This window comes from Pseudomonas sp. URMO17WK12:I11 (genome assembly GCF_007677725.1).
In the GTDB taxonomy this organism is placed as follows: Bacteria; Pseudomonadota; Gammaproteobacteria; order Pseudomonadales; family Pseudomonadaceae; genus Aquipseudomonas.
On sequence record NZ_VEDF01000003.1, the window covers coordinates 121481 to 133486 of the forward strand.

11 protein-coding genes are annotated in these 12006 nt (G+C 63.3%); 2 read left to right on the top strand and 9 right to left on the bottom strand.

The window, feature by feature from the left end; genetic code table 11:
• Nucleotides 1–117: 117 nt before the first annotated feature.
• The 3 genes from FS665_RS06825 to FS665_RS06835 are packed head-to-tail and all read right to left on the bottom strand — an operon-like array spanning nt 118 to nt 2458.
• Nucleotides 118–480 carry a DNA polymerase III subunit chi gene (locus FS665_RS06825; RefSeq protein WP_145185292.1) on the bottom strand — a complete coding sequence of 121 codons (363 nt, stop codon included), beginning with the start codon at nt 478–480 and terminating at the stop codon, nt 118–120.
• A gap of 5 nt (nt 481–485) precedes the next feature.
• On the bottom strand, nt 486–914 hold the full coding sequence (locus FS665_RS06830; protein ID WP_145185294.1) for a DNA polymerase III subunit chi: 429 nt from the start codon (nt 912–914) through the stop codon (nt 486–488).
• A gap of 50 nt (nt 915–964) precedes the next feature.
• Nucleotides 965–2458, bottom strand: coding sequence for a leucyl aminopeptidase (locus FS665_RS06835; RefSeq protein WP_145185296.1), 1494 nt, complete (start codon nt 2456–2458; stop codon nt 965–967).
• Nucleotides 2459–2746: 288 nt separating this feature from the next.
• Between FS665_RS06835 and lptF the strand changes: the two genes are divergently transcribed.
• Together lptF and lptG are read left to right on the top strand one after the other, a co-directional pair.
• On the top strand, nt 2747–3862 hold the full coding sequence (gene lptF / locus FS665_RS06845; protein WP_145185299.1) for an LPS export ABC transporter permease LptF: 1116 nt from the start codon (nt 2747–2749) through the stop codon (nt 3860–3862).
• On the top strand, nt 3855–4916 hold the full coding sequence (gene lptG / locus FS665_RS06850) for an LPS export ABC transporter permease LptG (protein WP_145185300.1): 1062 nt from the start codon (nt 3855–3857) through the stop codon (nt 4914–4916). The genes lptF and lptG overlap by 8 nt, the downstream gene beginning before the upstream one ends.
• A 48-nt stretch (nt 4917–4964) precedes the next feature.
• Here the strand turns inward: lptG and FS665_RS06855 are convergent, their stop codons facing one another.
• The 6 genes from FS665_RS06855 to gcvH form a co-directional block, all read right to left on the bottom strand.
• Nucleotides 4965–5453 (bottom strand): RDD family protein, encoded by a 489-nt coding sequence (locus tag FS665_RS06855; protein WP_145185301.1) that lies wholly within the window; start codon nt 5451–5453, stop codon nt 4965–4967.
• A 90-nt stretch (nt 5454–5543) separates the two neighbouring features.
• Entirely contained in the window at nt 5544–5756 is a 213-nt protein-coding gene (locus tag FS665_RS06860) for a cold-shock protein (RefSeq protein ID WP_145185302.1), read from the bottom strand.
• A gap of 357 nt (nt 5757–6113) precedes the next feature.
• Nucleotides 6114–7235 carry a glycine cleavage system aminomethyltransferase GcvT gene (gene gcvT, locus FS665_RS06865; protein ID WP_145185303.1) on the bottom strand — a complete coding sequence of 374 codons (1122 nt, stop codon included), beginning with the start codon at nt 7233–7235 and terminating at the stop codon, nt 6114–6116.
• Between the two features lie 26 nt (nt 7236–7261).
• Nucleotides 7262–8638, bottom strand: coding sequence for an L-serine ammonia-lyase (locus FS665_RS06870; protein WP_145185305.1), 1377 nt, complete (start codon nt 8636–8638; stop codon nt 7262–7264).
• A gap of 69 nt (nt 8639–8707) precedes the next feature.
• Nucleotides 8708–11563: an aminomethyl-transferring glycine dehydrogenase gene (gene gcvP / locus FS665_RS06875; RefSeq protein WP_145185307.1), complete on the bottom strand. Its 2856-nt coding sequence runs from the start codon at nt 11561–11563 to the stop codon at nt 8708–8710.
• A gap of 10 nt (nt 11564–11573) precedes the next feature.
• Nucleotides 11574–11957: a glycine cleavage system protein GcvH gene (gcvH, locus tag FS665_RS06880; RefSeq protein ID WP_145185309.1), complete on the bottom strand. Its 384-nt coding sequence runs from the start codon at nt 11955–11957 to the stop codon at nt 11574–11576.
• Between the last annotated feature and the right edge of the window lie 49 nt (nt 11958–12006).

Consider the following 12006-nt stretch of genomic DNA (forward strand, 5'->3'; position numbering starts at 1 on the left):
ATTCGGGAAAGCCGAAAAGTATAACCAAGGCACAAGGTTTAAGCGACAGGCTGCGGGCCGCTGGCAGCGCCAACGCGACACAAGGCCGCTGCCAGTAAACGAGCAGACGGTGGTGAATTACTCGGAACGCTTGATCAGGCGCTCGATGCGCGCATCCAGCCGGCGCTTGATTTCGTTTTCGATGTGCGGGGTGAAGTCGTTGATGACGTCTTGCATGATCATCTGCGCGGCGGCGCGCAACTCGCTCTCAAGGTGCAGCAGGGTATCCTGGCGGCGGGTTTGCGGGTCGTCCTCGGGCACAGGCTCAGCGGCCAGGGTTGGCGCCACATTGCCGGCCGGCTCATCGAGCCGCAACGGCATTTGCTCGACCGTCTCGGTGAGCAGCGGCGGCTGCAGGTCGGCATCGCCCAACAGCTGGCGTATCGACTCCAGGTCGTCGAGCAGGTGGGTGGAATCGGGTAGGGCGGAGGGCTTTTCCATCGTCGTCAAAGTCGCTGTAAGCGGTGGTCTTGCAGAGCATAGCCCCGTTCACGGTAGAAACGGAACCGCTCGCGCGCAGATTGGCGAATGCCGGGTTCCTCCACCACGATCTCGGCTACCCGCTCGAACTGGCCGACGAATCCGGGCACATCGGCGCCCAGGTTGATCAGCAGGTCGCGGTGCGCCCCGGCGTCCTCGCCCACGCCCAGGGCCACTGGGGCATCCGCGCACGCTTCGGCGAGGTCGTGGGGCACGAAGGCTTCGCCCTTGAAACGCCACAGGCGCATGTCCAGTTCGTCACGTTGCGCGGCATCCTGGCAGTGCAGGTAAACGCGATGGCCTAGCCGCCAGGCCTTTTCGCACAGTTTGCAGGCGAAATCCAGGCGCGCCGCCAGGGCGTCGGTGGGCAGGATGTAGAAGTCGACTTTACTCATGCTTGTGCAATACCGGCCGGCGACGCACGAGACGCCGCCGGCTCACGGCATCAGGCCCCAGCGCGATCGAGCAGGTACTGGGTCAGCAGTGGTACTGGGCGACCGCTGGCGCCTTTGTCCTTGCCACCACTGATCCAGGCGGTACCGGCGATGTCCATGTGCGCCCAGTTGTAGGCCTTGGCAAAGCGCGACAGGAAGCAGCCGGCGGTGATGGTGCCAGCCTTCGGCCCACCGATGTTGCCCATGTCGGCGAACGGGCTGTCCAGTTGCTCCTGGTACTCATCGAACAAAGGAAGCTGCCAGGCACGGTCGTCGGCACGTTGGCCGGCGTCGAGCAACTGGCCGACCAGTTCGTCGTTGTTGCCCATCAGGCCGGAGGTATGGCTGCCCAGGGCGACGATGCAGGCGCCGGTGAGGGTGGCGATATCGATCACTGCCTGTGGCTTGAACCGCTCGGCATAGGTGAGGGTGTCGCACAGCACCAGGCGACCTTCGGCGTCGGTGTTGAGGATTTCCACCGTCTGGCCACTCATGGTCGTGACGATGTCCCCTGGCCGGGTCGCGCCGCCGCTGGGCATGTTCTCGGCGCAGGCCAGCAGGCACACCAGGTTGATCGGCAGTTGCAGTTCAAGCACCGCACGCAGGGTGCCGAACACGCTGGCGGCCCCGCACATGTCGTATTTCATTTCGTCCATGCCGGCACCAGGCTTGAGGCTGATGCCGCCGGTGTCGAAGGTGATGCCCTTGCCCACCAGCACGAAAGGTTTTTCGCTTTTCTTGGCGCCCTGGTAGTTGAGCACGATCAGGCGCGGTGGCTGATCGCTGCCCTGGCCCACGGCGTAGAACGCGCCCATGCCCAGGTCCTTGATTTTCTTCTCGTCCAGCACCTCGACCTTCAGGCCCTTGTAGGCCTTGCCCATGTCCTTGGCCTGTTCGGCGAGGAAGCTTGGGTGGCAGATATTCGGCGGCAGGTTGCCCAGGTCGCGGGTCAAGGCCATGCCAGCGGCGATCGCGCTGGCATGCTTGACCGCGCGTTCGAGTTCGGCGGCGCCGGACTTGTCCACCAGCAGGGTGACTTTCTTCAGCGCTCGGGGCTCGGCCTTCTGGCTTTTGAAGCGATCGAACACATACTCGCTGTCGAGCAGGGTCTCGGCCAGCAGACGGTATTTGCTGTAATGGGTCTGACGGTTGCTGACCGCGATGTCGTCCAGCGCCAGTACCGCGTCGGCGCCGTTGAGGCCCTTGAGGACGCCGGCGACACTGGTCACCAGCTTGCGCCAGGCGCGGTCACCGAGCGCTTCTTCCTTGCCCTTGCCGACCAGCAGCACGCGCTCGGCCTTGAGGCCCGGCAGGCTGTGCAGCAGCAGGGTCTGACCGGGCTTGCCGAGCAGGTCGCCGCGCTTGAGCAGGGCACTGATGGCGCCCTCGCACGCTTGGTCGACGGCCGTGGCCACGGTGCCGAGCTTGCGCCCTTCACCGACCGCCAGCACCAGGGTGGCGGTTTTGACAGATGCAGCAGCTACGCTTTTTACAACCAGTTCCATGTCAGGGTCCCCGAATGATCTTTGCAGGTGGCGCCGTGTGTTCAGCGCTCTGGACGGGCTTGGCCGCGTACTCGCGAGCCAGTGGAAAAGCTGCCAGTTTGAGCCTGCGGCAAGCGTGCTGACAAGCCCGATGTCGGTGTTGCTAAGCGGCCAAGTGACAGGCGCTGTCAATCACAGGATAATGCGCGCACTTCATATGGAGGTTCGCCGTTGGCGAACCGGCATTGGTCCTGGCTGTCACAGGCCAATGTTTGGCAGTCTGCCCCTGACAACCCAGGAGTGTCTGGTTTGATCGTCTTTCGCTATCTTTCCCGCGAGGTCCTGGTGACCTTGAGCGCCGTCAGTGCCGTGCTGCTGGTGATCATCATGAGCGGGCGTTTCATCAAGTACCTGGCCCAGGCCGCCCAGGGCGTGCTCGACCCCGGCGTGCTGTTCATGATCATGGGCTTTCGCTTGCCAGGCTTCCTGCAGCTGATCCTGCCGCTGGGCTTGTTCCTCGGCATCCTGCTGGCCTACGGCCGGCTGTACCTGGAAAGCGAAATGACCGTGCTCTCGGCCACCGGCATGAGCCAACAGCGCTTGCTCGGCCTGACCCTGGCGCCGGCGGCGCTGGTCGCCGTGTTGGTCGCCTGGCTGAGCCTGAGCCTGGCGCCCTTGGGCGTGGCCCAGGTGCAGCAGATCATCGCCCAGCAAGATACCTTGACCGAATTCGACACCTTGGTGCCGGGGCGCTTCCAGACCCTGCGCGACGGCTCGCGGGTCACCTACACCGAGCAGCTGTCGGACGACCGGGTAAAGCTTGACGGCGTGTTCATCTCCGAGAAGCGCTTCAACCAGGACAAGACCAAGGACCGCGCGCCTTCGGTATTGGTCGCCGAAAAGGGGCATCAGGAAATCCAGGCTGACGGCAACCGCTACCTGGTGCTGGAGAATGGCTACCGCTATGACGGCAACCCAGGCCAGGCCGATTACCGCGCCATCAAGTACGACACCTACGGGGTGTTGCTGCCCAAGCCGGAAGTCGCCCAGGAAGTGACCGATCGCGAAGCGATCCCGACCCTCGACCTGTTCGGCAAGACCGACCTGCGCGAGCGCGCCGAACTGCAGTGGCGCCTGTCGCTGCCGATCCTGGTCTTCATCGTGACCCTGATGGCCGTGCCGCTGTCCAGGGTCAATCCGCGCCAGGGCCGCTTCCTCAAACTGCTGCCGGCGATTCTTCTGTACATGGCTTACCTGACGATGCTGATTTCCGTACGCGGCGCCCTGGAGAAGGGCAAGTTGCCGATTGGCCTGGGCATCTGGTGGGTGCATGGCCTGTTCCTGTTGATCGGTGTCGCCCTGATGTACTGGGAGCCGCTGCGCCTGAAACTGGCTGCCCGTCGTGCGGAGGTGGCCCATGGCTAAGCTCGACCGTTATATCGGCATGAGTGTGCTGCTGGCCATTCTGGCCGTGCTGGGCATCATCCTGGGGCTGGCTTCGCTGTTCGCCTTCATCGACGAAATGAGCGATCTGAGCGATACCTACACGGTGATGGACGCGGGCAACTTCGTGCTCCTGACGGCGCCGCGGCGCCTGTACGAGATGCTCCCGATGGCTGCGCTGATCGGCTGCCTGATCGGCCTTGGCAGCCTTGCCAGCAGCAGTGAACTGACCATCATGCGCGCTGCCGGGGTGTCCATCGGGCGGATCGTCTGGGCGGTGATGAAGCCGATGCTGGTGCTGATGCTGGTCGGGCTGCTGATCGGTGAATATGTCGCGCCAGTGACCGAGAACAAGGCCCAGGCCGACCGTTCCCTGGCCCAGGGTGGCGGCGAGGCGCAGAGTTCCAAGCGCGGCATGTGGCACCGCCAGGGCGAGGAGTTCGTGCACATCAACGCCGTACAGCCCAGCGGCCTGCTGCTGGGGGTGACACGCTACCGCTTCGATGAAGCGCGCAAGATCCAGACCTCGAGCTTCGCGCGTCGCGCGCAGTTCGTCGATGGCCAGTGGATGCTCAGCGATGTCAGCACCACGTTCTTCCGTGGCGATCACACCGAAGTGGTCAAGGCACCGAGCGAACGCTGGGATGTGTCGCTCACCCCACAATTGCTCAACACGGTGATCATGGCGCCCGAGTCGCTGTCGATCACCGGCCTGTGGGATTATATCCACTACCTGTCCGATCAGGGCCTGAATAACGCCCGCTATTGGTTGGCCTTCTGGACCAAAGTCCTGCAGCCGATGGTCACCGCGGCACTGGTGCTGATGGCGATTTCCTTCATCTTCGGCCCACTGCGTTCGGTCACCCTTGGCCAACGAGTGTTCACCGGGGTGCTGGTGGGCTTCGTCTTCCGTATCGGCCAGGACCTGCTCGGTCCTTCCAGCCAGGTATTCGGCTTCCCGCCGCTGCTGGCGGTGGTGATTCCAGCGGCTATCTGTGCGGTGGCCGGTCTGTGGTTGCTGCGCCGGGCGGGCTGACGGCCTGACGCTCGAACCAAGCCGACCCAGTGGTCGGCTTTGTTTTGCTCATTTTTTCTGTTTTGGCACCCGCACCAGGCACGTCTCCGAGTAGATGTCATGCCAGGCGCGGTTGCGCTTGTCGAACAACGCCCAGATGAACCCCAGGCCCAGACACAGCCACGACGCGATTGCCACGACGAAGCGCAGCAGGGCCTGCCACAGGCTGACGGCGCTGCCATCCAGGTTTTGCACGCGGATCCCCCATACCTGCATACCCAACGTTTGACCGCCATGGGTCCAGAACTTGGCGAAGAAGCCAAACAGGGCGAACAACAGGCACGTCGACAGCAGTGGATCGCCGTCGAGCGCCCCGGCCTCGGTCAGCTCACGCATGCGCGTCTCACCAATGATCGCCATCTGAATCATCTTGTACAGACCGGCGGTCACGATCAGCAGGGCGGTGCACAGCAGAAAATCATAGAACATCGCGGCCAGGCGTCGGCCGAAGCCAACGGGTGGGAAATCACCCTGAGGGGTGAGCATAGGCTTTGACATCACGTAACCGCTCCATATGACGAAGCGGTCATTCTACGGACAAAAAAAAGCCCCTGCACAGAACAGGGGCTTTTTTGGAAGTCGTGAGGCTTACTCGGCGACTTGTACCTTGTCAGCCTGCATGCCTTTCTGGCCTTGCACGGCTTCGAAAGTGACCTTCTGGCCTTCTTTCAGGCTTTTGAAGCCGTTGCCTTCGATGGCACGGAAATGTACGAACAGGTCCGCACCGCTTTCTGGAGTGATGAAGCCGTAACCTTTCTCGTCATTGAACCACTTGACGGTACCGTTCTGACGGTTAGCCATTGTCTTATTTCCTATGAAACTAAATTGTAGTGACAGTGACTTTCACGTTATTAGTGCGTGAAAGTTTACTGGGCTGGGTTGCAGGAAAGTAAGAGACGTCGAACGGGTTGTAGCGAATCTCGGCTACTGGCCCAGGTCACGAACTGTTGCGACCCATGCAAACACAGTGCAGTGACTCTACGCCAACTCTCGAGCGAAAAACAAGCCCTTGCTCGACGAGAAAATCAACCCTTTTGCAGGCACTCGCCAAAACCCTCGGAAACGGCATGTTCCCTGGCCTGGGGCCGTGTTGGAAAGTTATTGAACAGGTTCGAAAACGAATATGCCGAACCTGTCCCGGCAGCTCACAGTTTACTTTTAGCCGCGGTAGTAACGTTGCGCAACGAAAGGCATTTTACTGACCTTCAAAGCGACCTTCTTGGCCCGCACCACGGCGAACAGTGGTGTCTCCAGCGTGGCGTATTGGCTGTCGACGTAACCCATTGCCACCGGTGCGCCAAACGTGGGTGCAAAACCGCCGCTGCTGACCGTTCCTACTTGCTTATCGTCAGCATCGACGATGGGCGCGCCTTCGCGCACGGGCGTGCGTTCTTGAGGCAACAATCCGACGCGTTTACGCTGCGCACCGTGCTGCTGTTGGGCGAAGACCACATCTGCCCCTGGGAACCCGCCAGCACGTGCCCCGTCGCTGCGGCGCACCTTGGACACTGCCCAGAGCAAATTGGCCTCGACCGGCGTGGTGGCATCGTCCATATCGTGACCATAGAGGCACAGGCCGGCCTCCAGGCGCAGAGAATCACGCGCCCCCAGGCCGATGGGCTGCACCTCTGGCTCGGCCAGCAGGCGGCGCGCCAGGGCTTCGGCAGCGTCTACCGGCACCGAGATCTCGTAACCGTCCTCGCCGGTGTAGCCTGAACGGCTGACCAGGCAATCTGCCCCCAACAGATTCACCGGACGCACCTGCATGAAGGTCATGCCCGCCACTTCTGGCGCCAGGCGCTCGAGCACGCTGACCGCCGCCGGGCCTTGCAAGGCCAGCAGGGCGCGCTCCTCGAACAGAGGCTGCACGCGGCAACGCTCGCCGATGTGCTGGCGCAAGTGGGCGAGGTCCTGCTCTTTGCACGCGGCGTTGACCACCAGGAACAGGGTGTCATCACCCAGATTGGCGACCATCAGGTCGTCGAGGATCCCGCCGTTTTCGTTGGTGAACAGGGCGTAGCGCTGCATGCCTGATGGCAGGTCGATGATGTCCACCGGCACCAGCGATTCCAGCGCAGCCGCAGCGTCCGCACCCTGCAGCATGATTTGCCCCATGTGCGAGACATCGAACAGGCCGGCCTGCTCACGGGTGTGCAAATGTTCCTTGAGCACGCCCAGTGGGTACTGCACCGGCATCTCGAAGCCGGCGAACGGTACCATGCGCGCACCCAGCTCCAGGTGCAGCGCGTGCAGTGGGGTCTTTTGCAATGTTTCGGACATCGATGACTCCTTGGTTGTGTGCAGGGTCAACATTCGATGATGTTGACGGCCAGACCGCCGCGGGCGGTCTCCTTGTATTTGCTTTTCATGTCGGCGCCAGTCTGGCGCATGGTACGAATGACCTTGTCGAGCGAAACGAAATGGTGGCCGTCGCCGCGCAGGGCCATGCGCGCGGCGTTGATGGCCTTGACCGAACCCATGGCGTTACGCTCGATGCACGGCACCTGCACCAACCCGCCAATCGGGTCGCAGGTCAGGCCCAGGTTGTGTTCCATGCCGATCTCGGCGGCGTTTTCCACCTGCAGTGGCGTGCCGCCCAGCACCTCGCACAGCGCTGCGGCCGCCATCGAGCAGGCCACGCCGACCTCGCCCTGGCAGCCTACCTCGGCGCCCGAGATCGAGGCGTTTTCCTTGTACAGAATGCCGATGGCAGCGGCCGTGAGCAGAAAGCGCATCACGCCGTCTTCATTGGCGCCCGGAACGAAGCGCGTGTAGTAGTGCAGCACGGCGGGAATTATCCCCGCCGCGCCATTGGTCGGTGCCGTCACCACCCGCCCGCCGGCAGCGTTTTCTTCGTTGACCGCCAAGGCATAGAGGTTGACCCAGTCGAGTACCGACAGCGCATCGCGCAGGTTCGCTTCCGGGTGCTGGCTAAGCTGGCGAAACAGCGCTGGCGCACGGCGCTTGACCTTGAGCCCGCCCGGCAGAATGCCTTCGTGGCGATAGCCGGCCTCGACGCAGTCCTGCATCACTTGCCAGATACGCAGCAAGGCAGCGCGGGTGTGTGCTGGCGGTCGCCACGCCGCTTCGTTGTCGAGCATCACCTGGCTGATCGGGATACGCCGGGCGAAGCACTGCCCCAGCAGCTGCTTGGCGGTCTTGAAAGGCATGACCAGTACCGTGCTGTCCTCGACGATACGGTCCTGGCCGGCAGCGTCTTCATCGACCACGAAACCGCCGCCCACCGAGTAGTACTCGCGGCTGCGGATCTGCAGACCGGCTGCATCGAAGGCACGGAAGATCATGCCATTGGGGTGGTAGGCCAATGGCTTGCGAATCATCGCCAGATGCTGCTTCTCGACGAAGCCGATGGCGTGCTCACCGAGCAAGTGAAGCTGCCCGCTGTCGCGAATCGCCTGCAGCCTCGCGGCAACGCTTTCGGTGTCGACGGTGTCAGGTTGCTCGCCTTCCAGGCCAAGCAACACCGCCTTGTCGCTGCCGTGGCCCTTGCCGGTCGCACCGAGCGAGCCATACAACTCGGCCCTGACGCTGGTGGTGCCGGCCAGCAAACCGTCGCGCCGCAGACCTTCAGCGAAGCGCGCCGCGGCGCGCATGGGGCCGACCGTATGGGAACTGGACGGGCCAATGCCAATCTTGAACAGGTCTAGGACGCTCAGGGACATGATGGTCTCTCTGGCCGGATAAGGGGCCGGATAGGGGCCGCCAAGCAGCCCCGCTCGCTACGGGCTGTCTCAGGCGTCCTGGTAGCTCTCGATCGACGGGCAGGCGCAGACCAGATTACGGTCCCCGAACACGTTGTCGACCCGCCCGACTGGCGGCCAGTATTTGCTCTGCACCAGTTCAGGCAGTGGGTAGACCGCCTGCTCGCGGCTATAGCCATGGTGCCACTCGCCGACCAGTTCCGCAGCCGTGTGCGGCGCGTTCTTGAGCGGATTGTCGTCCTTGTCGAGGCTGCCGTTCTCCACCGCGCGGATTTCTTCGCGAATCTGGATCATCGCGTCGCAGAACCGGTCGAGCTCTTGCCTGGACTCGCTCTCGGTCGGTTCGATCATCAGCGTGCCGGCCACCGGGAACGACATGGTCGGGGCATGGAAGCCGAAGTCGATCAGGCGCTTGGCGACGTCGTCGACGCTGATGCCGCTGCTGTCCTTGAGCGGGCGCAGGTCGAGGATGCACTCGTGGGCGACCAGGCCGTTGCTGCCGGTGTACAGCACCGGGTAATGCTCTTCCAGACGGCGGGCGATGTAGTTGGCGTTGAGGATCGCCATCTGCGATGCCCGCTTGAGACCGGCACCACCCATCATGCGAATGTACATCCAGGTGATCGGCAGGATGCTCGCGCTGCCGAACGGCGCTGCGCAGACCGCGCCCTGGGTGTTGGCCAGGTTGGCATGACCTGGCAGGAAGGGTGCCAGGTGCGCTTTCACACCGATCGGGCCGACGCCTGGGCCGCCGCCGCCATGGGGAATGCAGAAGGTCTTGTGCAGGTTCAGGTGCGACACGTCGCCGCCGAACTTACCGGGGGCGCACAAACCGACCATGGCGTTCATGTTGGCGCCGTCGATGTACACCTGCCCGCCGTTGTCATGGATGATCGCGCAGATCTCGCCGATGGCTTCTTCAAACACACCGTGGGTCGAAGGATAGGTAATCATGATCGCCGCCAGGCGCTCACGGTGTTCGACAGCCTTGGCGCGCAGGTCATCGACATCGACGTTGCCCCGCGCATCGCAGGCGGTCACTACCACGCGCATGCCGGCCATGTGTGCAGTGGCTGGATTGGTGCCGTGGGCCGAAGACGGGATCAGGCAGATGTCACGGTGCTCATCGCCGCGACTGCGGTGGTAGGCACGGATGGCCAGCAAGCCGGCGTACTCGCCTTGGGAGCCGGCGTTGGGTTGCAACGACACGGCGTCATAGCCGGTGGCGGCGCAGAGCATGGCTTCCAGCTCGGTGGTCATCTGCAGATAGCCCTGGCTCTGTTCGGCCGGCGCGAATGGGTGCAGATTACCGAACTCGGCCCACGTCACCGGGATCATTTCGCTGGCAGCGTTGAGCTTCATGGTGCACGAGCCCAGTGGAATCATGCTGCGGTCCAGCGCCAGGTCCTTGTCGGCCAGGCGGCGCAGGTAGCGCATCAGTTCGGTTTCGCTGTGGTAGCGGTTGAACACCGGGTGTTCGAGGATCGCCGACTGACGGCGCAGGGCGCTCGGCAGGCGCGCCGGGGTGTTGCTGGCCAGGGCGGCGAAGTCAGGCTGTGGCAGGTCTGCGCCGAACAATCGCCAGAGGGCTTCGACATCGGCCTGGCTGCTGGTTTCATCCAACGACAGGCCCAGGTGGCCGGCATCGATCTGGCGCAGGTTGATGCGCTGAGCACGCGCCTTGTCGTGCAGGCTGGCGGTGGCGTCGCCGGTAGCGAGGGTCAGGGTGTCGAAGGCGCTCTCGCCCAGCACCTGCACGCCAAGCTGCGCCAGGCCTGCGGCCAGGATGGCGGTCAGTGCGTGGGTACGTTCGGCGATGCGCTTGAGCCCTTCCGGGCCGTGGTACACGGCGAACATACTGGCGATGTTGGCCAGCAGGACCTGGGCGGTGCAGATGTTGCTGGTGGCCTTTTCGCGGCGGATATGTTGCTCGCGGGTCTGCATGGCCAGGCGCAGTGCGGTTTTGCCAAAGCGGTCGATGGATACCCCGACCAGGCGCCCCGGCATGTCGCGCTTGAAGGCATCGCGGGTCGAGAAATAGGCGGCATGCGGGCCACCGAAGCCCAGGGGCACGCCGAACCGCTGGGCGCTGCCGATGGCGACGTCAGCACCGAATTCGCCAGGTGGCGTCAGCAAGGTCAGCGCCAGCAGGTCGGCGGCCACCGCCACCAGTGCATTGGCGGCGTGGAAGCGTTCGACTACGTCTCGGTAGTCGAACACTTCACCGTTGCTGGCCGGGTACTGCAGCAGGGCACCGAAGAAAGCGCTGACATCAGCCAGTTGCCGCTCGTCGCCGACCACCACCTCGATGCCCAGGGGCTCGGCCCGGGTGCGCAGCACATCGAGGGTCTGCGGGTGGCAGTGCACGGAGGCGAAAAAGGCCTGGCTGGCCTTGTTTTTCGACAGGCGCTTGCAGAAGGTCATGGCTTCGGCAGCGGCGCTAGCCTCGTCGAGCAGCGAGGCGTTGGCAATGGGCAGACCGGTGAGGTCGCTGATCAGCGTCTGGAAATTCAGCAACGCCTCCAGGCGGCCCTGGGAGATCTCCGGCTGATAGGGCGTGTAGGCGGTGTACCAGGCCGGATTTTCCAGCAAGTTGCGCAGGATCGGCGCCGGGGTGTGGGTGTTGTAGTAGCCTTGGCCGATGTAGCTCTTGAACAATTCGTTCTTGCCGGCGATGGCTTTCAGCGCAGCGAGGGCATCGGCTTCGCTTTGCCCGTCATGCTCGCCCAGAACGCTGGTGCCCTTGATGCTGGCCGGGATGACGGCATCGCTCATGGCTTGCAGCGAGTCGAAGCCGAGGCTGGCGAGCATGCTCTGTTCGTCGGCCTGGCGCGGGCCGATATGACGGGCGATGAATTCGTTGGCAGTGCCGAGGTTGATGGTCATGCGGGGATCCTCAGGCGTCGTCGTTGGCTTTGAGCAGACGGTCGTAAGCATCCTGGTCGAGCAGGGCGCTGACGTCGTTCATAGTGGCGGGAATGAAGCGCAAGAACCAGCCCTCGCCCAGAGGATCTTCATTGACCAGCTCAGGCCGGTCATTGAGCGCCTCGTTGACGGCCACCACGTCGCCTGTGAGCGGCATGTAGACGCCACTGGCGGCCTTGACCGATTCCACGGTGGCGGCCTCGGCGCCTTTTTCGTAGTGCAGCAGCTCGGGCAGTTGCACATAGACCACATCGCCCAGGGCGTTCTGCGCGTAGGCGGTGATGCCTACCGTGACGCTGCCGTCGGTTTCAACGCGCAGCCATTCGTGATCTTCGGTAAAACGCAACTCGCTCATGGTCATTCCTCAGGAAGCAGGGCAATGGCGCGGTGCTCCGCGCTCTTGG

Coding starts and splice junctions, on each gene's coding strand:
- FS665_RS06860 (WP_145185302.1), bottom strand. CDS start 5,756: ATGGCTAACCGTCAGAACGGTACCGTCAAGTGGTTCAATGACGAGAAA.
- FS665_RS06870 (WP_145185305.1), bottom strand. CDS start 8,638: ATGTCCCTGAGCGTCCTAGACCTGTTCAAGATTGGCATTGGCCCGTCC.
- gcvH (WP_145185309.1), bottom strand. CDS start 11,957: ATGAGCGAGTTGCGTTTTACCGAAGATCACGAATGGCTGCGCGTTGAA.
- FS665_RS06835 (WP_145185296.1), bottom strand. CDS start 2,458: ATGGAACTGGTTGTAAAAAGCGTAGCTGCTGCATCTGTCAAAACCGCC.
- FS665_RS06825 (WP_145185292.1), bottom strand. CDS start 480: ATGGAAAAGCCCTCCGCCCTACCCGATTCCACCCACCTGCTCGACGAC.
- FS665_RS06830 (WP_145185294.1), bottom strand. CDS start 914: ATGAGTAAAGTCGACTTCTACATCCTGCCCACCGACGCCCTGGCGGCG.
- FS665_RS06855 (WP_145185301.1), bottom strand. CDS start 5,453: ATGTCAAAGCCTATGCTCACCCCTCAGGGTGATTTCCCACCCGTTGGC.
- lptG (WP_145185300.1), top strand. CDS start 3,855: ATGGCTAAGCTCGACCGTTATATCGGCATGAGTGTGCTGCTGGCCATT.
- gcvT (WP_145185303.1), bottom strand. CDS start 7,235: ATGTCCGAAACATTGCAAAAGACCCCACTGCACGCGCTGCACCTGGAG.
- gcvP (WP_145185307.1), bottom strand. CDS start 11,563: ATGACCATCAACCTCGGCACTGCCAACGAATTCATCGCCCGTCATATC.